This is a genomic window from Brevundimonas variabilis (assembly GCF_014199945.1).
GTDB classification, from domain to species: Bacteria; Pseudomonadota; Alphaproteobacteria; order Caulobacterales; family Caulobacteraceae; genus Brevundimonas; species Brevundimonas variabilis.
The window spans coordinates 772,165-796,258 of sequence record NZ_JACHOR010000001.1 but is presented as its reverse complement, the minus strand read 5'-3'; the positions used below and the strand labels follow the sequence as shown (position 1 = coordinate 796,258).

At 59.1% G+C, this 24,094-nt stretch carries 23 protein-coding genes; 13 read left to right on the top strand and 10 right to left on the bottom strand.

Features of this window, described 5'->3' with window-relative positions; genetic code table 11:
* The 3 genes from GGR13_RS03845 to GGR13_RS03835 are packed head-to-tail and all read left to right on the top strand — an operon-like array spanning nucleotide 1 to nucleotide 2,374.
* Complete coding sequence (locus tag GGR13_RS03845; protein ID WP_246347651.1) at nucleotides 1-651, top strand: response regulator transcription factor; 651 nt, start codon at nucleotides 1-3, stop codon at nucleotides 649-651.
* Complete coding sequence (locus GGR13_RS03840; protein WP_343060289.1) at nucleotides 648-1,676, top strand: sensor histidine kinase; 1,029 nt, start codon at nucleotides 648-650, stop codon at nucleotides 1,674-1,676. Before GGR13_RS03845 ends, GGR13_RS03840 begins: the two co-directional genes overlap by 4 nt.
* On the top strand, nucleotides 1,673-2,374 hold the full coding sequence (locus tag GGR13_RS03835) for a VIT1/CCC1 transporter family protein (protein ID WP_183212109.1): 702 nt from the start codon (nucleotides 1,673-1,675) through the stop codon (nucleotides 2,372-2,374). The genes GGR13_RS03840 and GGR13_RS03835 overlap by 4 nt, the downstream gene beginning before the upstream one ends.
* 26 nt (nucleotides 2,375-2,400) lie before the next feature.
* Here GGR13_RS03835 and GGR13_RS03830 read toward each other — a convergent pair whose 3' ends face one another.
* Both GGR13_RS03830 and GGR13_RS03825 read right to left on the bottom strand, forming a co-directional pair.
* Nucleotides 2,401-3,120 (bottom strand): cytochrome b/b6 domain-containing protein, encoded by a 720-nt coding sequence (locus GGR13_RS03830; RefSeq protein WP_183212108.1) that lies wholly within the window; start codon nucleotides 3,118-3,120, stop codon nucleotides 2,401-2,403.
* Between the two features lie 246 nt (nucleotides 3,121-3,366).
* Nucleotides 3,367-4,344, bottom strand: coding sequence for a pentapeptide repeat-containing protein (locus tag GGR13_RS03825; RefSeq protein WP_183212107.1), 978 nt, complete (start codon nucleotides 4,342-4,344; stop codon nucleotides 3,367-3,369).
* 545 nt (nucleotides 4,345-4,889) lie between these two features.
* Between GGR13_RS03825 and GGR13_RS03820 the strand changes: the two genes are divergently transcribed.
* A complete protein-coding gene (locus tag GGR13_RS03820; protein ID WP_183212106.1) occupies nucleotides 4,890-5,285 on the top strand; it encodes a response regulator in 396 nt (131 codons plus the stop codon).
* A 335-nt stretch (nucleotides 5,286-5,620) separates the two neighbouring features.
* On the opposite strand, the gene GGR13_RS03815 is transcribed toward GGR13_RS03820, so the two are convergent.
* Nucleotides 5,621-6,898 carry a pilus assembly protein TadG-related protein gene (locus tag GGR13_RS03815; protein ID WP_183212105.1) on the bottom strand — a complete coding sequence of 426 codons (1,278 nt, stop codon included), beginning with the start codon at nucleotides 6,896-6,898 and terminating at the stop codon, nucleotides 5,621-5,623.
* Nucleotides 6,899-7,270: 372 nt separating this feature from the next.
* Here GGR13_RS03815 and GGR13_RS03810 point away from each other — a divergent pair, with 372 nt between their 5' ends.
* The gene (locus GGR13_RS03810; protein WP_183212104.1) at nucleotides 7,271-7,459 is read left to right on the top strand and encodes a hypothetical protein; all 189 of its coding nucleotides are present in this window, start codon (nucleotides 7,271-7,273) and stop codon (nucleotides 7,457-7,459) included.
* Between the two features lie 57 nt (nucleotides 7,460-7,516).
* On the opposite strand, the gene GGR13_RS03805 is transcribed toward GGR13_RS03810, so the two are convergent.
* From GGR13_RS03805 to GGR13_RS03795, 3 genes are all read right to left on the bottom strand, one after another.
* A complete protein-coding gene (locus GGR13_RS03805) occupies nucleotides 7,517-9,028 on the bottom strand; it encodes a phospholipase D-like domain-containing protein (RefSeq protein ID WP_183212103.1) in 1,512 nt (503 codons plus the stop codon).
* A 288-nt stretch (nucleotides 9,029-9,316) separates the two neighbouring features.
* Complete coding sequence (locus GGR13_RS03800) at nucleotides 9,317-9,586, bottom strand: hypothetical protein (protein WP_183212102.1); 270 nt, start codon at nucleotides 9,584-9,586, stop codon at nucleotides 9,317-9,319.
* Between the two features lie 2,417 nt (nucleotides 9,587-12,003).
* Complete coding sequence (locus tag GGR13_RS03795) at nucleotides 12,004-12,342, bottom strand: hypothetical protein (protein ID WP_183212101.1); 339 nt, start codon at nucleotides 12,340-12,342, stop codon at nucleotides 12,004-12,006.
* A 624-nt stretch (nucleotides 12,343-12,966) separates the two neighbouring features.
* Between GGR13_RS03795 and GGR13_RS03790 the strand changes: the two genes are divergently transcribed.
* Nucleotides 12,967-13,449, top strand: coding sequence for a hypothetical protein (locus GGR13_RS03790; RefSeq protein ID WP_183212100.1), 483 nt, complete (start codon nucleotides 12,967-12,969; stop codon nucleotides 13,447-13,449).
* A 270-nt stretch (nucleotides 13,450-13,719) separates the two neighbouring features.
* Nucleotides 13,720-14,319, top strand: coding sequence for an IPTL-CTERM sorting domain-containing protein (locus GGR13_RS03785; protein ID WP_183212099.1), 600 nt, complete (start codon nucleotides 13,720-13,722; stop codon nucleotides 14,317-14,319).
* A gap of 647 nt (nucleotides 14,320-14,966) precedes the next feature.
* On the opposite strand, the gene GGR13_RS16910 is transcribed toward GGR13_RS03785, so the two are convergent.
* A complete protein-coding gene (locus tag GGR13_RS16910; protein WP_425486065.1) occupies nucleotides 14,967-15,248 on the bottom strand; it encodes a DUF6894 family protein in 282 nt (93 codons plus the stop codon).
* Between the two features lie 196 nt (nucleotides 15,249-15,444).
* Between GGR13_RS16910 and GGR13_RS03780 the strand changes: the two genes are divergently transcribed.
* Nucleotides 15,445-15,663 (top strand): hypothetical protein, encoded by a 219-nt coding sequence (locus GGR13_RS03780; RefSeq protein WP_183212098.1) that lies wholly within the window; start codon nucleotides 15,445-15,447, stop codon nucleotides 15,661-15,663.
* Nucleotides 15,664-15,699: 36 nt separating this feature from the next.
* On the opposite strand, the gene GGR13_RS03775 is transcribed toward GGR13_RS03780, so the two are convergent.
* Nucleotides 15,700-16,080, bottom strand: a complete 381-nt coding sequence (locus tag GGR13_RS03775; protein WP_183212097.1) for a response regulator — start codon at nucleotides 16,078-16,080, stop codon at nucleotides 15,700-15,702.
* Nucleotides 16,081-16,325: 245 nt separating this feature from the next.
* On the opposite strand from GGR13_RS03775, the gene GGR13_RS03770 reads away from it, so the two are divergent.
* Together GGR13_RS03770 and GGR13_RS03765 are read left to right on the top strand one after the other, a co-directional pair.
* Nucleotides 16,326-16,745 (top strand): BLUF domain-containing protein, encoded by a 420-nt coding sequence (locus GGR13_RS03770; protein WP_183212096.1) that lies wholly within the window; start codon nucleotides 16,326-16,328, stop codon nucleotides 16,743-16,745.
* A 167-nt stretch (nucleotides 16,746-16,912) separates the two neighbouring features.
* The gene (locus tag GGR13_RS03765; protein ID WP_183212095.1) at nucleotides 16,913-17,128 is read left to right on the top strand and encodes a hypothetical protein; all 216 of its coding nucleotides are present in this window, start codon (nucleotides 16,913-16,915) and stop codon (nucleotides 17,126-17,128) included.
* Nucleotides 17,129-18,151: 1,023 nt separating this feature from the next.
* Here GGR13_RS03765 and GGR13_RS03760 read toward each other — a convergent pair.
* A complete protein-coding gene (locus GGR13_RS03760; protein ID WP_183212094.1) occupies nucleotides 18,152-19,057 on the bottom strand; it encodes an alpha/beta hydrolase-fold protein in 906 nt (301 codons plus the stop codon).
* 129 nt (nucleotides 19,058-19,186) lie between these two features.
* Between GGR13_RS03760 and GGR13_RS03755 the strand changes: the two genes are divergently transcribed.
* The 3 genes from GGR13_RS03755 to GGR13_RS03745 all read left to right on the top strand — a co-directional run bounded on the left by GGR13_RS03755 (nucleotide 19,187) and on the right by GGR13_RS03745 (nucleotide 22,367).
* A complete protein-coding gene (locus GGR13_RS03755) occupies nucleotides 19,187-19,489 on the top strand; it encodes a PadR family transcriptional regulator (protein WP_183212093.1) in 303 nt (100 codons plus the stop codon).
* Nucleotides 19,486-21,681 (top strand): alpha/beta hydrolase, encoded by a 2,196-nt coding sequence (locus GGR13_RS03750; protein WP_221230384.1) that lies wholly within the window; start codon nucleotides 19,486-19,488, stop codon nucleotides 21,679-21,681. Before GGR13_RS03755 ends, GGR13_RS03750 begins: the two co-directional genes overlap by 4 nt.
* Before the next feature lie 221 nt (nucleotides 21,682-21,902).
* On the top strand, nucleotides 21,903-22,367 hold the full coding sequence (locus tag GGR13_RS03745) for a hypothetical protein (protein WP_183212092.1): 465 nt from the start codon (nucleotides 21,903-21,905) through the stop codon (nucleotides 22,365-22,367).
* Nucleotides 22,368-22,415: 48 nt separating this feature from the next.
* Here the strand turns inward: GGR13_RS03745 and GGR13_RS03740 are convergent, their stop codons facing one another.
* A complete protein-coding gene (locus tag GGR13_RS03740; RefSeq protein WP_183212091.1) occupies nucleotides 22,416-24,077 on the bottom strand; it encodes a recombinase family protein in 1,662 nt (553 codons plus the stop codon).
* Nucleotides 24,078-24,094 lie beyond the last annotated feature (17 nt).

The following is a 24,094-nucleotide window of genomic DNA, read 5'->3' as shown; positions in this document are numbered from 1 at the left end:
ATGAGACTCGGCGCGCTGCTGAGCGAGGGTCTGATCCGTGACGGCTTTGTCGTCGACTGGCGGCAGAACCTTCGCGATGCCGAAGAAGCTGTCGGAAGCGCGACCTACGACCTTATCCTCCTCGACCTTGGGCTGCCAGACGGGGACGGACTAGACTGGGTCAAGACGCTCAGGCGGTCCAGCGTGTCCACACCGATCCTCGTGCTCACCGCTCGCGGCGGGTTGAACGACCGTGTCACCGGTCTGGATGCTGGAGCAGATGACTATCTGGTCAAGCCGTTCGAGGCATCCGAACTTGCAGCTCGATGCCGTGCGATCCTTCGAAGGCCCGGACAGCGGATCACGCCCGTCCTGACAGTGGGCGAACTTGCGTTCGATGTCGCTTCTCGGCAGGCGAGCTGTCGGGATACGCAAATCGAACTTTCGCGCCGCGAGAGTGATCTTCTTGAACTGCTTATGAGGCGCGCGGGAACGGTCGTTACGCGGGCGGCGCTTGAAGAGTCTCTCTACGCCTTCAACGAGCCAGTCACACCAAATGCCGTGGAAGCGGCTGTGTCGCGGTTGCGCAGGAAACTCGACGACGCAGGGTGCGATGGCATGCTGCATACAGTGCGCGGCCTTGGTTATCTGATGAAGGACGTGACCCGGTGACCGGCTCAACATCCATCTTCAGGCGGCTCATGGTCGGCTTTGCCTTGATGAGCTTCTTCGGCGGCATGGTTCTGCTGGTCTTCGTCGGCTTTGAATACGGCCTTTCGTCGCGCTCGCGACGCGACGAGATCCAGTTTGCAGGCATCGCCAATGAGGTCGCTGACCATGTGGTGATACCGCTTCTAGTGCTGATCCTGCCCATGACGCTCGCTGCCGTCTGGGTGATCCGATCCTCCCTCCGCCCACTCTCGGCAGCTGCCCAGCGCATCGAGGAAGCACAGGTGGCCGACAAGGGGTTCCGGGTGCAGGCCTATGACTTCCCCAAGGAGGCAACCGGGTTCGCGGACGCCGTGAATGGCCTTCTCGCCCGCCTGGACGAAACAGCGACACGACAGGAAGCATTTGCCGCCGATGTTGCGCATGAGCTTCGAACACCGCTTGCCGTCCTCAGCCTCGAACTTGATGCTTTGAATTCTCCGGATGGCCAGCGCCTCAAGGCTGATGTCTCTGCAATGTCCCGCCTTGTCGACCAACTCCTCGTCCTCGCCCAGTTGGACGCCTACGCAGCCACTCCGGGAGCCGGTGGTCCCGTCGATCTGGCAGAGGTCGCTGCAGAGATCGTTGCCCAGTATGCCCCGCTGGCCGTTGACGTTGACAAGTCTGTCGCCCTTGAGACCGACGCGGCGTTGACGGTGTATGGTCGCCGGGAAGCCATAGCGGCAGCCTTGCGAAACCTAGTCGAGAACGGGCTGAGGGTTACCCCTCCCGGTGGGACGGTCACTGTAAAGACTGGGCCTGAAAGACGACTTTCAGTCATAGACGGCGGCTCTGGGCTGATGCCTCAGCGACTGGCTGAACTCAGTGAGCGCTATCGCCGGGGCGACCACGCAAGCAGCAGCGGTGCGGGTCTTGGCCTGGCCATCGTGTCCCGCATCATGGCGGCCCATCGAGGGCGTGTCGAAAGCTGCCCTGAGCGGTCCGAACTGATCCTCATTTTCCCCGATGGCCCGAAGGAGACACAGTGAGCAGGCTTGAGCGCCATCCCGAACGTCATCTGGTCGCGCGGATCGGTTGGCTTCGCGCTGCTGTCCTGGGAGCCAATGACGGGCTTGTGTCGACAGCCAGTCTAATCGTGGGTGTAGCGGCCGCCCAGACCAGCAAGTCGGGTATCCTCATCGCCGGTGTGGCCGGGCTTGTTGCAGGGGCCATGTCGATGGCAGCCGGTGAGTACGTCTCTGTCAGCTCGCAATCGGACACCGAGACGGCGGACCTCGAACGCGAGACTGCCGAACTTAAAGCTGATCCAGAAGCGGAGACCGAAGAGCTTGCGGCGATCTATCGCGAGCGGGGGATCGATCCCGCAACAGCGTTAGCGGTTGCCCGGCAATTGATGGCTAATGACGCCCTAGGGGCCCATGCCCGTGATGAACTGGGAATCTCTGAACACACGACAGCACGCCCGATCCAGGCGGCCCTGACGTCGGCGGGGACATTCGCGATCGGCGCACTAGTCCCGCTGATTGTCGTCATTGTTGTGCCCGCTTCCGGTCTGGTTGGCCTCGTCTCAGGCTCGGCTCTCGCAGGGTTGGCCTTGCTAGGCTGGCTCGGTGCCAAAGCGGGCGGAGCCGGGGCGTGGAAGGCTGTCGTGAGGGTCACCTTCTGGGGCGCTCTCGCCATGGGTCTCACGGCCGGCATTGGCCGGATCTTTGGAACCGTCGTCTAGCGGCGCCTCGATCCGGCGATAGGGCTTCAATCGTCTCCGGCTTCCTCGCCTTCTTCAGCGGATGCGCCCACTCTACCCTCACCGGCCTCGCCATCCTCAGTCCGCACACCGGGTGTGAAGGCACTAGGATCAACACGGGTGGCGGCATAGGACGAGCCGATAACAGCCAAGGCTGCCAGTGGCACAGCAAGGCGAACGGGCGGTGCTGCATCCTGTGCATTCGGGAAGTGCGTAGTCTTCTTGTTGCCGGTGATCATCGCGCCGATCAGGTTATCCCTCGTCATGACTGACATGGCGATGACGGCCGCCACGTGCAGAGCGATCATACCCAGCAAGACATAGGCGATTGTCTCGTGGATGTCCTCGCCGCCGGTTAAGCCTGAATAGACTGTAGCTGCCGTAAGAACGAGAAGTCCGATGACAGCGATGCCTCCCAGCGGATTGTGACCGATTGAGGCGTGGACCCTGCCGACAAAGAGGCCCTTCACATGCCCGGCCATTCTCGAAGGGCGGATCAGGTTGGCGAACCGGGCATGTTCGCCGCCAATAACCCCCCAGACCAATCGAAAGGCGATCAGGACGGCCGCGACCCAGCCGGCCGGTACATGCCAGGCCGAAAGCCCACTCCCTTCCTCCGAAGAGAGAAATGCTACGGCGATACTGGCGACGAGGATCCAGTGGAACAGGCGGACGCCGAGGTCCCAGGTCTTGATGGTACGAATGGGGGCAACTGACGTGGCTGACATGGGACATCTCCGTTTCCAGAGTTATCTGCGCCCTGAAGCTGACGCCGACCTGACAGCTTCAATGATGCCAACTCTCTCAACGTCGGCCAAAGTTCCGCAATCGCTGTTATACCAGATGCTCAGTCATGGGAGGTGGACGTTATGTTCGAGTTCTGATCGCTGATTGTTCGTCGCATGTGCCCGGCGCGCCTTTAGCGTTCCCCATTTTGGGGCAATCATTGCTCAAATGGTGAACTATGGACGCGTTCAACTCCTAACGCAGTTCTGGAAACAGCCAGGCGCAAATCGGGCACCTGCGAACGAAAATGGCCTCGCCAAACCTCCAGCGAGCGTGAGCGGACGAATATCCGCAGCATCAAACTTTGCGTGCCAGAGCAGCGCACCATTAAACGATGCTCCTCGCAAATCTGCCGACGTGAAATTGGCGTCTCGCAGATCGGCATTATCGAAACAAGCACCCTGAAGCTGCGCTTTGGTGAAATCGACCCCGATTGCGCAGGATCCCTTGGCAGACATGGCAGTTAAAGCTCGGCCGCTAAACAAAAGGCTCGGCGGGCGGAGATCCTCTTCGTTGAGGATTGCAGGTTTTCCGGATTTTCCGTTGGTCTCGACCCACTGGGCATTAGCCACGATCATTCTTTCCAGAAGCGGGACCCTATCCAGCGCTACCGGCGAAGGGTCGAGGACAGAATGTGCAAAAGCTGCTGGATCAATCTTGAGCCGGTCCAGCTTCGCCTTCGTCAAAACTGCCCCGGCAAACTGGGCGCCGGTCAAATCAGCGCCGCTGAGATCCGCGCCTTGGAGCAAAGCTCCGCTGAAGTTCGCCCACTTCAACTTTGCGCTGTTTAGTTTGACGCCCTTCATGGAGCAATTTGACAGGTCTACCGAAAAACGCTGTTCACTTGCCTCTGGATTTTGGCCTTCAAACCAAAGGTGGAACCCCCCAGGCAAGTCGGCACGTGCGAGCATGGCTTGGCGCATGTCAGCGGCATCAAGGTTTGCTCCAGACAAGTTTGCTGCACGGAGGCTTGCCCCTCGTAGGTCCGCGCGCTGGAAATCAGCCTGCCGTGCATCAACCCCTCGTAGGTTTGCGCAATAGAGGGAAGCACGCTCGAAACCGACCTTGAGCATGACAGCGCGCTCGAAGTTGGCTCCAGTAAAGTCGGCCTCAGAAAGCTGGCGGCTTCTGAAGTCCAAGCGGGGTGCTTGGAGATACTTGACCATAGCTCGCCGCCCGCCAGGGTTTCGGCGGACGTAACGCTCGTGAGCGTCCAGATAGCGATCAAGAATCGCTTGTGTAAAAGGCGGAACCTCGGCTCTGGCTCTCTCGGCAGCGAGGGCGACTGATGGCACTTTTTATTGTCCGTCTACGGCACGCTTTCGCCGTACGTAGTTCTTACAGAAATCGACCGTAAAGCAGCGTTCTTAAAGAATGATTGGTCCGCATCATTTTGGGTAGATTTTCCGCGGCTACGGTTTTTTTCTTATGGGCAGAGAAATAACCGCAATGTGCGCTCTAGTTCTGGACCTGTAGGCGGGTGTGTTATCGGCGCAAAAATTTCTCCCCAGGCGATTTCATGCCGGTTCGCATGCGTGATTGCGCAGGAGACGACTGAGGCATTGCCAAAAGGGTCGATCAGCTAGGAGTTATTGAAAGAACTAAGTCTCGCACTTTCGCCTGACACTGTAACTCGAAAAACCGACTTTACAAAGATATATATCATTGTTTCTTATATCTTTTTTCACGCGAGCTGCTGCATGAAGTTCGAATGGCCAACATCCTTATCGCAGACGATGACCCAGTCTTTTTGGAGATTATCAGCCTAGCGTTGATGATCCGGGGTCACGAAATCACGACAGCCGTGAACGGAGTTGGGGCGATCGAGCTTGCCAAACAAGGCAAGTTTGATCTGATCATCCTGGATATCCATATGCCCGAGAAGGATGGGCTGGAAACAATTCTCGCCTTGAAAGATATGAACTGCACAGCCCCAATCGTTGCCGTTTCAGCAGCCGAGGCTAGCGGCTATGGCAACTACCTGGGTGCAGCGAAAACCTTCGGTGCAACGGCGACTATTCGAAAGCCAGTCAATCACTGCAAGCTGCACGATATCATCATGGAGCTCACCGGCAGTGTCACCGAGCCGCGGGCGACCGCTCATTAACACCAGAGCTGGAAGCGGCCGATTGAACTGATCAGTTTCTGGATTGCCGCAACGCCTTCTCCATTTACTCGTTTAGGTCGTGAGATTTCAGCAGGCACAGAGCTAGGCATGGTGCTTCTTCGGAAGGCGAATAAGCCGAAGCAGCAGCGCCGCAAAAGGATCGACCAGACCCTCGCCGATTGGTGGGTTGAACTTAGCTGCAGCGTGGTTGCGGTGTGGCTTCGAAAGGGTTGGCCTCGCCCCCAACTTTAACCACCCCTGACATAGGTGAGACTGCGTTACGTGCGGTTCCGAAGAGAAGGCGATGACGTCCCCATCAGAATTTGGGGACCTTGTCAGTGTGTCAACTGAACGGGTGCCCCGCCATCCGCCTTGTTGCCGACACCGTCCGGGACCGGAACCGCAGACGATGCATAGTCGGCGTTGATCTGCAGCCTCCGCCCGCCTTCGACCCGAAGATCCTGCGCAACGATGACGGTCCAGGGCGTGACCTCCGCCGGGTCGATACCCCCCGGCACGATGAGACGAGTCGTGGGTGCATAAACGACGCCCTCCAGTTTTCGGATCTCCCGGAAGTTAAGGCTCATGTCTCCGCCCCTCGCTGGGTCAATCGCCAAGGCAAACCCCGCCCAGTGACCTGCCTCGCCCGCACCGCCCTGCGAGCCTGTCAGGCTGAGAAGAGGGACCTGTCCGTCATCGAACTTCACTTCAAGATTCTTCCAGATCACGAGCGTGACGTTCTCGCCTTCAATCTTCGCGCCCTTCTTGAGCTGCAACTGACCGCTTTTCAGGTGATGAACACCAGGACGGAAGAACAGCGTGCCGTTTTCGATGTCGAAGTGACGACAGTGGATGCCAGGATCAACCTGTACCGACTGGCCGACCTTATCGACCTTCACACCTCCGCTGTGCTGACACGCTCCGGGATTGGAGGAAATGAACATCCCATTGAGAGGGTCCTCCAGCGGCGTTGCGCCGGTCCCGGAATTCGCAACGTTGGCACCGCTGATGGCCCCGGCCGCCTGGACGGCTGCTGCATCGATCAGACTTCCCACACCGAGCGAGATATCCTTATTCGAATAGACCATACATGCGCGTGCAATGATCGAGCCCGAAGGCAAGTTGAGAACATTGCTCCTCGAGGCCGAGGTTCCAAGTACGCACAGCGGAGTGCGTCCTAGTTGCTGTGCCCGGGCGACGGCCCGAATGACAAAACCGCCAGGGGGCAGCAGGTTTCCGAAGAAGGATTGACGCCGGGCTGTCAGCGCCACTTCGATGCCTCTGGGTATACCGCGCTCGTGAATGAACTTGACCGCCGGCGCATCCATCCGGGCGGTCAGGCCGGAGTCGCTGGCAATCGCAAATGCAGCGGCCCGGCTCAGAAGTTGGTCATTTGCGGCAAGGCGCATCTGTGAGGCGGCATTCAGCGCTGTTGCATCCGCCATGTCCTGCAGGCGCGACCGGTCCTTTGTCAGGTTCATCAGCTCGATGGCCCCGAGGCCAATGACTAAAGCGGCAGGCAAGGCAATTGCGAAGAATATGGCAACGCTTCCGCGCTGATCCGAAACGTAACGCTTAATGCAAAGCTTACTAAATGTATTTAGACAGTACATGTCTCCAGATTGGGTCGACGCGATTTATGAAATGATGAATATCTGTGTTAGCGAAAAGACTTTGTATTATTGACCTGTAGGATTGGATCTCGGTGGGTGCGGCGTATTTTTGTGTCCCGCTAACTGCAGGTGATTGAGGTCCAATACAGGACACTCGCCCGACGGCTCGAAGGTGGAGGTTCAAAAGTGTCGTTATTGACCAGATCAGTTATGATCTAGCCGGCGCAAACCTGACATTCGACCCTGAGCCCAAAAAGCGAACTGTCCACACCAAAGCCGCGTGCGGTTACCGGTGATTGGTGGAGCTCGACCGCCGGCCGAGGCGCAGTTTTTTGACTTTGCCACTCAAGCGCGCATCGCTATCGTGGGCTGATGACGGAAGCCGACCGCATCGAAGCTCTTCTCGACATCGTGGATGAATCACGAAGTGAAAATCGCGACTGCAGCGAGAAACTTGTCGTGCTCGGCTATGCCGAGCGTCGTGGCAAGAAGGGTTATTGGCCAACCCAAGCCGGCTGGAACTTCCTGGGCGATCGCGGACGCGCCTTCGATCTCGGCTAAATCGAGTTTGCAGCAAGAACGACCAGCGTGACTTTGCGCTGCTAGTAAGGCGTCCAGCTATAGCGAGCCTTCCTCAAGCCGCACCTCTGGTGCCGCGATCCTTCCACGCTCAAGACGATGCACGGTCGCGGCGAGCTTGTGGCGCATCTGCGCGCGGCGCTTCCAGGGTCTCAGGCTGTCGGCTGCGGAGATGGGGTCACCCAGATGGTACGTGGCGATGAACTTGGCCGCAGCCCCCAGCGGCTGGGACCGCAGCGGCCTCAATCGTTCAAAGCCTGCCGCTCGCAGGGTTTCGATCCGCTCCCCGAGCGTCTGTCCCTCTGCTTGCGCGATCTGCTCCTCTGTGCAGCCAAGCCAGTGAGAGACCAACCTGCTACGAAACACCGCCACGCAGGTCTGCCCTTCCCCGTCATTGGCTTCAAGCGCATCCAGGGTCAGATCACATTCGCTGTCGAACCCCTCAGACCGGTTGTTCATGTTGCTGGACCCCAGCCTGATGAAACGGTCATCGACGATGGCCAGCTTGGCGTGGACGATGATCGTCATCCCGTCCCTGGTGACAGGACTGTAGGCCCGTAGCCGCCCATGACGATCCGCATCCTCCAGTCTTCGCAGAAAGACGGAACGCGTCTTGTCCATGGTCATCTGATCAAACCAGCTGGGCGAATGCTGGGTCGAAACCAGCACGACCTCCGGACCGTCCGTCTCCTCCAGGCGTTGAGCCAGAGCCTCAGCCACAAGAGGAGACGTGAAATACTGGTTCTCGAGATAAAGGCTCGTTCGAGCGCTCGCGATTGCCGCCAGGGTGGCCGCTTCGCCTTCCCGTCTCTCCGGAAACGCTTTCCAGGGAGCCTGTGTACGCGACAGGCCGACCGTGACACCGGTAAAGTCTGGCTGGACATGATCGGGCCAGACATCTGCCTCTTGCGTAGAAGGCTCTGGGAGGCTGACGCCGGTGGCACGGAGCCAGCGCTCGCGGAAAAGTGCACCGAGGGTCGCGGCGGGTGCGCCGTCCACCATGGCCATGACCTCGTGGCGGCAGTCGTAACAGGTCGACCCTTTGGCTGTTTTTGCCCGACGGGGGTCAGGATTGAGATGCTCTGGCGTATCCCAGCGATCCGGGCCTATGTCACAGCTGCCGCAGAAGGCGACTGCGTCATCCACGATGACAGCCTTCTGATGATGGGATGCCCCCAGAGGCAATGATCCATCCAGCCGGAAATCGATCGGCGTGCCCGCGAAGAATTTGCGGCTCCTTAAAGGAAAGAACCGCTGAGTCGCGGCAACCGGAAGCGCCGACTGCCAGCATAGAATCCGGATCTCCAGACCCGGTTGAGACCCAGTCAGCTCGCGAAGAAAGGAACCGATCGTCTGGGGTGTTGAGCCAGATCCATCCGGGGCGTGATCCAGGACAGTGTCGGGATCAAAGGCCCAGTTCAGAAAGTGAATGGTGCGGGTGGCCTTGGACATGGCGGCCTTGGTTGCCGCCAGATAGGGCTCCATGTCGACCAGAAGTGCTGCGCGTTGTGCCGTCTCCAGGCGCCAGCATGTTGTATCGGCTTCCAGCATCAATGACTTCCTCTTGAGACTTGCCCAGACGGCATTGTGATTGCGGTTCGTGAAGGGCCTCGCCTGGCTGGCGAGCTATGACTTGCCACTTCAGGCACGCTGCCTTGCCCAATGGCCACGGCCAGGAAGCGCGGCCATGCCGACGACGTTTGGTGGACGAAGATCCCCAACGTGATGCGGCTTCGCAGAGTCTGCATGCACAGGAAACCCCCGTCGCTTGCGCGGCGGGGGTTTGGCCGTTCTGAAGCATAGGTAGCGGGGTCATGAGGCCCGCCGTAAGTTACTGCCTCAGTTGACAGGGTTAGCAGGGCTCGTGCTCGGCGAGGTGTCGGGCGTGTTGGCAGTCGTCATTCCGCCGTCAGCGTTGCCAGCTTCCTGCTCGATGCGGTCGGCCTCTGCGTTGAGGGCAGTTTCGGCGGCTTCGGTCGGCGCAGCAGCGGCCTGCTCTTCCAGAGCATCGGCTTGCACTTCGGCTTGCTTGTCGGCGGCGCTTTCACCGCAGGCGGCGAGGCCGGTCAGGGCAAAGGTGGCGGCGGCGACAATGATGAACTTACGCATTAGGATAGTCCCCTTCCTTGATTGGAACTCCCGTAACGCCACCGATCACAGACGGTTCACGCGCGTGTGATTAAATTGCGAGCGCCGCTCTGCCCCGTCATTCTAGTTAGCTCTGGCAAAATGTAGGAGACGGGATATGCGGGTGATCACCAAGCCGGGATCGCGCCGATAATCAGGCAACGTTGATGTCTGCGTAGCACCCGGGTCTGTAAAGTAGAAAGCGAAGACGCGGGCCTGCGTCTTGTCTATGCACTTCTCTGAGCAGGCCTGCGGACGGTCGCAGCATGCTACTGGCCTTTCACTATGAGTGCCAAAGCAACCCGCAACGCAGTGAGCTACAGTCAAAATTTCGCCCTCGACATATTCATCAAGGACATGCTCCCGGATAGGCAGTACTTGTTCTTCTGCTTCAGGTTTCCCGTGTCGGCCTCGAGACTGTCGATAAATTGGCCCTTGGTCAGCGACGATACCCTAGACACATGTGTCCAGTTTGATGCGCAAGGCCGCCGTGACGACTGTTAACTTGGCCGCTCTGATTTTGGAGTGCGAAGGGGTTCAGCCGTGGTTCGCTGGCAATTTTTGCGCCAGAGGGCACCACCACCTACCCCGCTGCCTATTATGCCTTATGCGAGCAAAGCGTAGGAGCCATGTCGATGCTCGGTATTTCGCGCCTGTAGCGAGAAAATTTCTGACACCCGAAAGTTATCGACGCTCATTGGTTGCGCTGTAGGCACTCGTCCTCAGGGAACATACCGTCGATCTGGGACCTGAGTCTGTCTCACTGGGCAGTCTGCCCAGCCTCACCTAGTGAGAGGGCGGCCCGGTACCGGTGCGAAACAATAGGGTCGGGCCGCCCAACTTTTTGTGGAGCGCTGTGTGAACTACAAGGAAGACGAGCCGCATCGCCCTCAGTCCAGGCTGGTAACGAACCTACTGTTTATAGCGCTCGGTGTACTGACAGTCTCTTTTTGGGGGTGGTGATTTGGCTGGGCGTAGCTGCGTTCGCCTGATGCAAGTGCATGTGAGTGGACTGCAAACTGTAATCACCCGACCCCATCCGGCAATCGGGATCACGCAGTGTTCTTTTGCCAGAAACTGGCGCCGTCCACCTTTTCACCAATTAAGCAGCAAATAGAATCGCCGAAGCGGCATAGGCGGGCGTGGTTGGAAGAATAGGACTGCCCTTTTTGCCAAGGAACATTGTATGCAATTCCGGATTAGAATGGCGTCACCGAATGCTCCAACCTTGGGCCCTCGGTGGAAGGGCGGTCCGGTGCCTCGTTGGTAACTAACACCGGGCCGCCCCGCAGATTGCTTATCACCGCTCAGAAGGCACTACGGGCTGCAAGCGGGACTACGCAGATTCAGGCAATGGGAACTAAGACTGGTTGGCCGCAGCGGTCGGGAGAGACTTCGGGTCGTCGGAGACCATTACGAGCGCCTGCCACCCCCCCCGGTCCGCCATGGATGTGTCGGCAGTGACAGCCCAGAAATTCGCAGCGACACGCCGCTGTGGCGCAGTTGAAAGTATACCTCTTCACATCGCTCACGTCGCGCCAGCCAAGCTCTCAGATGCCATTCTCGGCGCAAGCGACAGAGTCTCACTGCGTTTGACGCGCGTCTTCGCATTTCATGGAGAACTCGAGCAGTCAGGGTTGGACGTTAAACCGACGCGCTCGCGTCTGGAACTATGGACCGCAGATTGCATTGAGCGCCGTGTGCATCTCGTTATGAGACAGGGAACACAATGGCGCGGGCGCAGTACGACCAGATGGTTCAGATTACAGGCTCCGATGAAAACGGCTGGTCCTGGAAGAGCGTTGACGCAGACGGGAACACGGTCGCGGAGGGCAGAAGCGCTCTGGCCGAGGAGGCCAAGCGGGCCGCGACTGAACTGGCGAAGAAACCTAAACTGCGTCCCTCCAACAGGAGCCTGAGGCGGTGATTAGCAAGATTTTGATGCTTTCGGGCAGGCGCTTGAATGCCATCCTGCTGCTCGTAACGATCATCATTCTCGGCATGGCAGGACTTGGAATGCTGGATAGCCCGCACATCTGATCGCGGCCCGCGAACACGTAGGACGGGTTGTCTTCAGTCGGTTTAACAAGCACGGTGTTCGCGCGCCGGCGGCTTGCAATGCCCGACGGTGCAAGCGGTTCGAGCAAATCTCCCAAGATTGGCTCGAACCGCAAGACATTATTCAGTGTGACCGTATTTTTACGCAGCTATTCTCGCCGTGCTGAGAATGCATTGCAGGCGGCGGCTTCCTCCGATTAAATGTCAGTTTTCGGTCAGTCATTCAGCTTGTGGGGAAGCTTGTGGGTAACGGCGGCGACCTCATCCGTTCTTGGAGTTGCCATGATCAGCAGGGGCGGCTGAAGAGACGAGCCCTCTGTCATTAATTTTTCAAATCAGCTTCAGATCTGACCTTTAGATGTCATCAGGGCGAAGAGAACCTGCTCTACAGTGCCGGCAACAAGCACCGGAAATCCTCCACATTCTATGGCAGTGATTTCGTTGCCCGGTTGCGACGATTCACTTTCGACGACAATGCCGACCATTTCAGGATTAACAAAAATCGGCTTTCCAGCCTGAGGTGAGCCAGGCGCACCAACAAATTCAACAAAATCCAAAAAAACACGCTCCTTACTTGGAGCATGTTCATTCGCATATTCAGCAGCCTGCGTCACTCTGGCCATTTCTGACATGACGAGCAGCGAGCGCCGTGCGTTGTCACTGCTGACGAGTCCGCCCAATCCCGCAGCAGGCTCGAGTTTGTCGTGTTTAGATAACTAACGTTTATGGCCGCTGCTTTTCTCCCTACATACTGCATGGCTTAGCGTGCCCGTCGCCTGTCCATCCAACTATCCACGGAGTTCAGCGCCTCACAGCCCAACTTACAGATTACAGTAGAAAGCGAAACGCTCTGTTTGAATGTGTGCCACACACGAACCAGCGATCAGATTGTCTAGGTGACGGGTCATCCCGTCAAAGCGTCCCGATCGAACATCGCGAGAGTGCTCCGGAGCCTGTCAGGCCTCTGCAGCCGCGGCATCCTCGCGATACCATTGAGGCGCTGGCGGTTCATCCAAGCCCTATATGAGGTTCGCAACATGACCTCGCATCACTAAGCTCTGATAGTGCGTCGCTCAAATTCTGAGCGTAGTTGTTGCAATCACCCGTATTTTGCGAATTTTGCTTAAAGCTAAAAATAACCCATAATTTGGAAATCACGCCAATTCGACGATGTTACTAGCAGGTGTAGGCAAAATAAGCCTGCGCCTATGGCTGCAGCTCGGGGGAGCAAGATGGCGGTAGTAAGAGGTCAGTGGCACAGCGCGCCGTGGAGGATCGCAACATGGTCGGCAGGAGGCCTGTTGATGTTGGTGCCGATCACCATACAGCTGTCCCGCGGCAATTTTGGCTGGAGCTTGGCTGACTTCATCATCATCGCCGCCATTCTATTTGCGGGGTGTCTGCTGTTCGATTTCGCCGCAAGGCGATCCCCAAACTTGGAGTACCTCCTAGCGGTGTCAGCGGCGCTTGCCGCAAGTTTCGGGGTCTTTGTCGTCAATGGAGCGGTTGGCCTCGTAGGCACCGAAGACGAGGCTCATAACCTCTTTTTCCTCTTAGTGATTTTGGTCGCCATCATCGGCAGCTACAGCGCTCGGCTCAGACCCAAACAAATGGCCTGGGCAATGTCGGCCGCCGCGCTGGCTCACATTGTGACCAGCGTTGCGATCCTGGCATCCGCGAGAGGCGTCTCGGACGGCAACCCGGTGATGGAGGTCGTTGGCCTCGCCATCTTTGGCGGTGTTTGGTTGGCATCTGCGATGCTGTTTCGTCAGTCCGCGCGAGCCTGACCAATGTCACGACGTCGGGGAGCTGCCTTCTGGATCACGGTCGGCATCTGCGTGATTGTCACGCTCATCATCGCCCGGTTTGCGGCTCGGATCCTTTTGGGATGAGCATGTCGCTCGTTGCAGCAGCATCTCGAAAAAGCGGGCACCAATTACCGCTGAAAGTCTGCCAATCGATTGGCACGCGATGCCTGCTACCGACCCAAAACCGACATATCGTCTCACAGCGGGCATCTCGGCGATGTGAGTCCTAAAACATTTCCACGCGGGGAGATGAACATTGACGCGCGTTCCGATGCCAGTGATATGGCGAAATCACTAGGGGGAACTATGAAACTTTTGGCTCTTGCCGTCTCGATGGCGGCGTCGCTCTTCGCAAGCGCAGCTTTGGCGGATCCGGTCGTTTGGACTCTGAACGGCGTCACGACGCTGGATGGGCAGACGGTTACCGGCTCGTTCACCTATGACGCTGATACCAACACATACAGCGCCATCAATGTCCTTTCGACCGGAGGCGTGGGACCATTCACGGCGCTTTATCCAGCGACTGCGAGCACCGCGGGGGCTGCCATATTCATACAGACGCCTGCAGGACCCGGGCAAAACGGTATTCTGTTTAATACAGCAAACAAAACGAACGCAGGCGGCACGCTGACGATCATCACGGGGCAAGGTAGCGGCGGTTTGTTTACGTGCTCGGGGGTCTGTACGAACGGCAACTTCACAGCTGGAAGAAGTATCGCGACAGGGACCCTCGTTGGCGCGCCCGTGGCGCCCGTGCCTACGTTGTCCGAATGGGCGATGATCCTTTTCGGCACGATCCTCGCGGGCGGCGCGGCCCTGTATATCCAGCGCCGCCAACAGTTCGCGTAGTTCAGGGTGAGATGATAGCTGCGGCCTCGCTGGCGACAGCGGGGCCGTTTTTATGTCCGCCATCCACCCATAGCGGCGCTTCGGAACGTCCGCTTCCGGGCATCTCAACGAATGTCCGCTTTCCGCCTGCCAGGTCATGTCCGTTTCCGACTCATAGCCGACGCCAGCAACACTGTTGGCTAAAGTCCAATCTGCCTATCACTCCTGGATCGAAAGCCAGTCTTCGAACCTCGCTGCATTAGCAGGCTCGTCAATGCTGACATGCTGGAACAACGCGATGTGTGGGATTCGTTCGCAAATCAGCCATTGAACCGCCCGGGCTCTTGATGTGGGCTTCGATGGTAACTTGACTAACATCGTTACCAGCGCGAGCGGGCAGCATGCGTTCCGTTTCGCTGCTTCTAACCTTTACCCAATCGGATCGCTTTAGCTGCGGCTGCGTCCGCAATACGATTCCAACTCAGAGCCAAGCCTGCATAGCTGTCACGGCATGCGCCCGCCGGACACAGATTTGAAAGCATGACCATCTCGGCTGCCTTCAGCCGACATTGGGCCTCGGTCCTCATGCCTTGACTGTAGCAGGTCGCGCCATTTCACCCCTATGGAATCGAGGGCACCGAGCTCCGCTTCTCCTGTCCCTAGTCGTGTCAGATGTCGTTCAGCTGCGGACCGTCGCTGAGGATTTCCAAAGCATCTTGCCACGCCAATGTCGCCACAATCACTTGGTCTGACTCCGCATCGATACGGCAACGCAGATCTAAGGGGCGACCCTCTAGGAGATCATGGGCCAACATATCACGCGCGCTAGCAATCATCGCCGCTCTAACGGACCTCAGATCGGGGTGCACAGAGCCCTCGGGGTCCAGGATTTCGGTGTCTGGCCCCCTGATATGGAGATGGAACCGGGTCAGGGCAGGGGATGACGCCATACATCAAGGTGCACCAAAACCGGCAGCGAAACGCCAACATAGATTATCTTTGAGAGCAATCTTCCAGAGCGTGGCGGATCGTTACCCAAAACGGGCACCTCTGAGACTCTGTTCAAGTGGATAAGGGTGACCCCGTTTGATATAACATCGGTGGGTCGGGCCATATTGGTCGTTAACGATGTTCCCCTGTGAGCCAATGGCGCTGTTCCTTACGACCCTCCGCGAGCCGTCGGCTGACCACTCGGTCGAGCATCTCGAGGACGGCTTTCTGATCCGGCCAATTCCTGGTCGGGAGCAACAGTTCAATGCGCTGGCCCGTCTCGTGATTGACTACAACGGACCGTTCGCAGCCTTCCCCCGCAAGGGCGTCGCTGGGCTCTATGACTGCGTCCACATTGTTCCGACCGATGAGTAACGCAAAAAAAGCGCTAGTGTCGTAACGTGGAGACGTTCAGACTAGTGGCCTGCAAGAGTTTAGAAGCGTTGTGACGGCCGCAACAATCTGCGCTACCGCAAACGGCTTTTGGATCATCACGCTTTCTGGCACGCCCCGGATAGCCCACTCGCGCACGCTGTCGGCCGACATATAGACGACCGGCAAATCGTGAGTCACCCCGCGCGCGTGCCTCGCCACATCCCATCCTGATCCTGATCCAATACGGATATCCGTCACTAAAGCGGACAAGCGTGGACCCAAAGTCTCGATGCGGGCAATGCCTGAAGCAACGTCGTGCTCTACGACTACAGCAAACCCAGCCTCAACCAATGCAGTCTCGACCAACAGGGCAATTAGGTGCTCGTCGTCGATCACGAGAACCGTCAACTTGTCCATGTTCAAGAACTCCGCAGGCGAACCGGAAGTCGCTTAAAACTGTCCGGTTGCGTACCAAAAGGTGCCGCTGTGTCGCAGCGTCTTTAGGTCTGTCAGGTTGGCCGAACGGCACCAGTTAAAAAAGCTAACTAGCCGGGCCGCATAACTTTTGATCAGTAATATCCGACACCAAGAAATGTGTAGACAATCAGCCCGGCGAGGCGCTTTTGGCGCTAGAGCGCAGCGCTCCAAAGTACCTCAAATAAATGGCATCCGAACTTCTGCGAGTGGTTTACCGAAGTCGGTCGACGCTACATCCTGACAATGTCGAAGAGCTTGATAAGATCTTCAGGGCAGCACACAAAAACAATCGCCGAGACAAACTTACAGGTTGCCTGGCGCATCCCGACGGTCATTTTGTCCAGGTAATCGAAGGCGAGAAATCTAAGGTCCAGTCTCTTATGGGACGGCTCGCTCTGGATGAGCGCCACGCCGACATGGCCACAATCGGGCAGTGGCTCACGCCATCCAGGCTTTTTACTGGATGGACTATGGCCAGGCCGGACCTGGCACCGCTTCACCAACAATCGCTTCGGATAATCAACGACGTCGGCAGCGGTTCGCAGATCACCGCAATCATGCTGGCGCTTGTCGAAAAGAGTGCTGGCTTCTACACGCTGATGTGACGGCGTATCCTGTCGCGCAAGCTGCTGGCGGCTGCGGGACAGCCGACGCTCAAGGCGCATGGGACTGGGTGTGCGCCGCGAGGCGACGACTCATGCGTGCAAGTTTCGAAAGGCGTGGGCGCGTCAAAAGGTAGCAACTGACTTTTTTTGTCGGTACACCCCCGCGCATGGAAAAGACCCTTCAAAGCGAGTTGATCGCGCTCTGGCGAAGCTCGATCGAGCAATGTCAGAGGACGTTGGACTTCCTCGACGCGACTGGCCTTCGGATCGCGGTTTGCTCAATCGACATAACAGATGCTGAGCGCAGTGCTGCCAAGGATCGGATCGAGCACCTCGAAAAGCTGATCGATGCCTTGAGAGCGGAACACCCTGGCGCCCGATGAACGTCGGCAGGATCCTTGTCTTAGCTGCGAGGCCCAGTTTGCCGGGGTGCCTCGCTGGCATCTGGCTATGCAACGAACTAACGCGTTTCGGACACCGTTGTTCCAAACAGCAAGAAAACCCCCCGACCCGAAGGCCGAGGGGCTGACTTCATTCGTTGGCTACTAGCGAAAGGCTGAGAGGAAGGCCCCCTCGCCATATTGCTAACGGCGCCCGATGACCGCCGTTCCTGTGTGGGCGAACGGACATATCAGCTTGATGCTGAGCTCGACGCTCGACGCTCGACGCTCGACGCAACCAAACAGGGACAGGCCACCTTCACGTCGATGACCACAACACACCTAGGACGAGCCCTGCTCATGGTCATCACGGTGCTTCTGGTCGTGGCGGCCGCATGGGTGGTTTGGTCTGGGCCACGCTGACATTCTACCTGGTTAGGCGGTGGCTCAGTATGAACACAGATTGGCACCGCATGTGACAGGAAGACGGCAGCAAATAGCTAGACCATGATCGACGACTCCGTAAGGCACAGGTTGAGCGAGGATGTTTTCGCGCGCGTAGCATTGCAACAACTGATAGTTGCAGAGCCGTCACTCGTTCTCAGGGAACATACCGTCGGTAAGCGACTTGAATCGGCCTCACTAGGTGGTGTGCCCAGCCTCGTCCAGTGAGGGGGTGGCCCGGCATCTGTGCGGAACAATAGGGCCGGGCCGCCCAACCCGCTATGGGATCGCACCATCAGATGGGGCGGGACCGCCCCCTGAGAGCCACGCTCGGAGGCAAGAACTGCGGGCTGCAAATGTCCGCAACGGGTCGGGTTCTGACATGACCTAGCAGGCAGAAAACGGACATTCGATCCTATGCCCGGAGCCGGACCTTCTGAACCGCCGCTATGGGTGGATCGCGGACCCGAAGATAGATGCCCATTGCCTAACCGGGCCGACCTTCTGCCCGGGACCTGGCCATGAACTGACCTCGACCATCAAAGAACGATCGCCCTCCGCCGGCCATGGACGACTTGAGGGTCAGTCCGTCAGGAACTTTGCAAGCGAGGTGATATCGGTGGCGCAGTGACCGCCATATAGCGGGTGCCATTCGGTGCGCACCCCCAGCTTCGCCGCACGGTCAGCCAGCATCCGGATGCCCTCATAGTTGCCGAACGCGTCATAGAGGCCATTGGACAGATACAGGGCGGGATGGTCGGGTCCGGCCCGTTCGATGAGAGAGAGCGGCGAGACGCGCCGCCATTCGGCTTCGTCCGCCAAGTAGGTCCGTGCCAGCCACCAGATCGCGAACGCGCGCTCCGGATCGGCACCCGTGCGCTCGATCGCTGCCCGCATTGAGGTCAACGTGCCGAACGGCGAGTCGACATAGACGCCCGGGCACAGGGCCGCGATCCGGTCGAATGCCTGGGGCTCCGACAGGCCAGCGATCAGGACATTCAGCCCTCCCATGGACTCGCCCATCAGCATCCGGCGACGGGGCGTGCCGGTCCGCGCCTCTATCCCGGGCAGGCGACGCATCATGTCGTCCAGAAGGCCGCTTTGCGGTCGCTGGCCCGCCGGTGTCAGAAGCCAGTCCGGCCCGTAGGACAGGCTGACTACCGTCGGCGGCGGAGTCCCGCGATCGCGCCACTGTGCCTGCAGCATGGCCGTCAGATAGGTGTCGTCATTCCAGATCCGCTCGTCCAGACCGCGACCATGCAGATGGTAGAGGACGTCGCCATTCGCCCCCTGTTTCGCCCGATAGATGCAGTAGCGCAGTTCACCCGACGCCCCACAGGTCTGGTCGGCTGCGTCGAACACGACCGCCTGGCTCCCCCACGGACGGGTCATTCGCGTCCAGCCCTGATGCAGCAGGCCGACCAGGACCAGCGCTGCCAGACCCAAGATCCATTGGCTGCGGGACAGGCGGGGAAGACGTAGGGCCATGGGTCAGCGCTCCGGGCATTGGAGGTGGATAGGCGACGACAGATTGTCGCCTCCTCAATAACTCTACTTATATAGATTTAGAGTCAAGGCGCAGATTGACTTGGTCTCGACCTAGGTAGATTTAGAGCCATGACCCGCCCCCGATCCCTGTCACCCGCTGCCCGGTCGATCCTGTTTCTGCTCGCCGAGGCCGGGTCCGGCTGGTCCTATGGTTATGACCTCTGCCGCAAGGCGGGGGTCAAATCCGGCACTCTCTATCCCCTGCTGATCCGCCTCGAGGAGCAACAGCATCTGGAGGCGCAATGGCTGCCGGCCGAGCCCGGACGACCGCCGCGCCATGTCTACAGGCTCACGGCCACGGGCCACCGTCTGGCGTCAGAAAACCCCCCGCTGGTCCCGGCCAGCCCCGCGCCGGTCGAACGCCCCGCATGACCCTCGCCGAACGGCTCCTGCGCCTCGCCTGCAGCCTCCTCGCCCCGCGCCTCAGGGACTGGGGCGAGGCCATGGCGCAGGAGGCCGCGTCGATCCGGTCACCGGGCGCAGCCCTTGCCTTCGCGCTCGGCTGCAGCGGCTGGATCCTTGGCCATGCCCTCGCCCATGCCCTGCGATCCGCCGTGTCCCCGCCGGACATCGATCCGGCCCAGACCCAACCCCGTCAAGACCGGTGGGCGTCGCGCGACGTGGCTCTGGCCTGTGCTGTCGCGGCGGCGAGCCTCGGCCTCCTGTTCCTGTCCGCAGCGGGCGCGCCGGGCCGGTACGTGATCCTGAACCTGACGGCCCTGATCGCCGGGCTGATCATTGTCCTGCCCTTCCGGCGCAAGGACCCGGTCGAGGCCCCGTTTATCGGGGTTGTCTCCATCACTGTGGGTCTGGCGCTCCTGCTGACGGCGGCTCTGGGAGATGCTGCGGAGGGTGCCCGACGGTGGGTGTCCCTGGGCGACGTAGTGCTCCAGCCCGGTCTGATCGGTCTCCCCTTCCTGCTGGTGGCGTTCGCAGGATCGCGCGACATCCTGACGACGACCGGCCTTGTCCTCGGGGCCATCGCCCTCGGCCTGCAGCCCGACCCCGCCATGGCAAGTGCCCTGCTGGCGGCCGCCGCTGTGGCAACACTGATGAAGCCGGACCGACCGGCATGGGTGCTGCTGGCCGTCGCCCTCGCCTGTTTCATCCTGACGGAACTGCGGTCCGGCGAGGTCGCGGCCACGCCGTTCGTCAACGACGTATTCCGCACCGCGTCCTTATCCAGCCCGATCGCAGCCCTCGCCGTCTGGAGTGGAACGGTTCTGCTTCTGCTTCCGGCAATCCTGGGCCTATGCCGCCGTCGGCAAGCCCGTGCGGCCCACGCTACCTTCGGCGCGACCTGGCTGGCTCTCGTTGCCGCAGCCATTTTCGGAACCGAACCCGTCCCTTTGATCGCCTATGGGGGCAGTGCCATCGTCGGCTACCTGCTCTCGACCCTCGCCCTCCCCGGCAAGACGGCACCATCCAGGCGGCCCGCCTCTGCCACCAGCCCTCAAACGACGAAGACATTCACGCCCCGTAATGACTGCGTCGATCGCTTCGCCAAGCCGGCCGCCTTGCAGGCCTCACTCTTGCGCAGCCTGCCGGTCGCCTTTGCTTTTGCTCTGGTCGCTTGTGGTCAGGTGACGGAGCCTGAGGGCGCAACAGCAGAGGTAACGCTTCCATCCGCCAACACAGGATTATCTTCCGCAAGAACCGAGGTGCCAAAGGTCGAGCAGGTAGGTGTATGGCAACCGGGCCCGGACGGTGAGCAGGTGCCGCTGTGGCCCACCGCTGTGGCCTTGGCCAAACCCGATAGTGGCGACAGGCCTGAAGCGACGGGCAATGGTTCCCCGACTGTAGGCGGTCGGAAATGGCATTGGGCGACTTATGTCACTCGGCCCACCATGACGATTTACCGACCGCGGAGCCAAAACACCGGGGCCGCCATGCTTGTCCTGCCAGGCGGCGGATTTTACGCCGTCGCCATGGATCTGGAAGGCACCGAGATCTGTGACTGGGTTGTCCAGCAGGGGATGACATGCGCGGTGCTGAAGTACCGCACGCCGCAGGTCTGGCCACAGGAGAACGGCAGACAACGGCGACCGGAGGTATTGCTGGGCCTCGAAGACGCCCAGCGCGCAATGTCGTTGCTCCGGCAGCGCGCCTCCACCTACGGTATCGACCCGCAGAAGATCGGCGTGATTGGTTTCTCAGCCGGAGCCTATCTCGTTGCTAACATGAGCAACACCGTTGAGCGGACTTACCCGCGGACTGATGCAGCAGACGAGCAGTCATCACGTCCCGACTTCGCGATTGTGGCCTATACCGCCCGTATGCTGGACAATAGCAAAGGCAGGAACAACCTTCAGCTTCAGCCCTGGGTTCAGGTCAGCGCACAGGCACCACCGACGCTTATCATCCACGCGATGGATGACCCCGTGGACGATATCCGCCAGCCAATGGCCTATGCACTGGCACTCAACGATGCAGGTGTGCCGGTGGACCTGCGTGTCTATGCCGAGGGCGGCCATGCCTTCGGAATGCGGCCGACGACCGATCACATCACGACGGACTGGCCGGACCAGGTCAGGGATTGGCTGCTCAGCCTGGGGATGTTGTAACCCCGGAGGCCTAAAGGCAAAGCCAGGCTGACAGATGAGCTGACCGTGCATCCATGCCGGACTTTGGCGTCGCCTATGGGTCGAAAATAGACCATGACCCACGAACGATAAGCGGACCTCCCCAAAGAGCGTGCTTCACCCAACGCCCGGAGCGAGGTGTGTGGCGTTGTCCTTCACCGAGTCTGACCGGAAGGGGCCTTCTTGAACTGAAGGAGGCCTATATGAGTGTTCTGGATAATGTCGATCTTGCCACCATCGGCGAACGCCGATCCACCTACGACCCAGTGCAAGTGCGTCGTCGAAAATTGGCCGCCGGACTGCTGGATCAAATCAAGTTGATCGACGCCATCGGTCAGGGTGAGACGCACAAGAAGTCGAGGGTTCGAAAACTAACTGTGCAGGGCACGAATGATGTGGTCACGGCACACGATGCTCGATCGGTATCGCCGTGGTGGTCGATAGACGCCGACGGCAAAGTGCATTTCGCTATTCGCTATGGGGCGGTGCGTTTGAAACTGAGGGGCACGAACGACACCGTTGTGTGCAACTCCCTTGACGACCTCCGTCAGATTCTACCACCGCTAAGGCAAGAGACGCTGACGGGGTCCTTTGATGCGACCTTGGCTGCTGCAGCGGCAGAGCTTCAAACCAGGTTCAAACCAAAGAAGTCTGCTAAAGCCAAATAGTGTTTTCAAAGGTCAGCCTTGGGTCCCTCCCGACAGATGGCTGACCTTTCATTCCCAACGCAATTTGAGCTTCCCCGCCGCATGCGCCTCATCCGGCGGCGTGTTCGGGATGGTAATGTCACCTAAAATTTCACCGGTGACGTCCATCTCAACCACTGTTGGGGCACCTCGTATCGCTACGTACAAAGCCACATTGAACTCGATATGGTCGATGAGTTCTCGGAGGCTGCTGGCCGTTCTCATTCTAGCATCTCGCCGTTCATCTGATGGCGGTCCATCCAGTAGGTCCTGAACGGCTGCGACCCGATTGATGTGCATCTCTGGGCTCACTGACCCTCGGGCGTGTTCGAGCCGAACTCTCAATGCATTGGTTGCTGCTTCGGCCGCCTCAATCTCTGTGCGGGCTCCCAGCCACCGCTCTCGAGCTTCTTGATCGCCAGTCTCTTCGAACAGGTCGAGCATCCGCTTGGCGCGAGCTTTTGCTGTCTCCAGCTCTCTCAGCGCTCGGTACTCAGCATCCACGAGGCTGGCCGCCCCGTCCGAATTTTCGAAGAATCGATCAGTCAGCGCTGAATGCAGAAAGGCACTCACGATGCCCTTCTCGATCGGTTCATACCGATAGTGGTTAGCGTGATCGCAGCTGCCCCCGCGAACACGAAGCGCACAGCTGAGGTAACTTGCCTGGCGCTGTGGCTGCGAGACGCCTCCACGCAATCTTGTCCCCTCGTGGGTTTTCACCTGATACACCATGGGCCCCCCGCAAGAGCCGCATCGACATAGCCCACTGAGGAGATTGTTGACTTGGCCTCGTTGGCCGTCATTACCGCGGCTCGCCTTCCGGCTTCCTCGCACCGTTGCCCAAAGTTTTTCCGAAACCACCGGCGGAAAGTAGCCCGATATCGGTTCGCCTAGAGGAACTCTGCGGGTCGATCCTCGCGGCTTGGTGTGCGGCTGAAAATCGCCAATGACAGCCGGGTTGAACAGGATTTTCTGGACATAGCTTGAATGCCAGGCGGTCGCTTGGCTCTTACCTCTGCCCCACGGTTCGATACCTCGTCGGTTTAGGTCGATGGTGATCGATCGCTTGCCCTCTCCGTCCGCAGAACGCTGGAAAATCTCGTGCACAATCGCTGCTCGATCGGGGATCAGTTCGAAGCCCACTTTATTTGGATCAATCCGCAACCAAGCCGGACAGACGCCTGTGATTGGGCGCCTGTCACCGTTTCCAAGACGATCCCTTTTAATCTTCCAGCTGGCGGCTAGACGCTCGCTCTTGTGACGACTTTCCTCGTGAGCCCTGAACGAGTTGAACACCAGTCCCATGAAGCCCATCAGGTTGGTGCTGATGCTTTCCGCTGTGATGACGTATCCGTCGTTTGCCGTGGCGATAGAGACACCAAGGTCAGTGACTCGCTGAATCCAAGCGATCACCTTGGCTGGTGGAAGCCTGCTGATCCGATCCAACTGTTCAACGACGATGGTTATGTCTCGGGGAAGTCTTCCGGCCTCAACCCTCCGAATGAGCTCACCTAGGTTTCCGGTCTGGACGTTTGTGCCCGCATAGGCGCTAGACCCCTCATCTGTGACCCTCTCGATGATTTCGAGCTGGTGTTGGGCGCAATATCGTTCAACCACTTGGAGCTGCCGCTCCAGCGTCGATCCCTTGCCCTGTTCCAAGGAGCTCCAGCGAGCGTAAGCGACAGCCAACATGCATAAGGCTTAGCTTG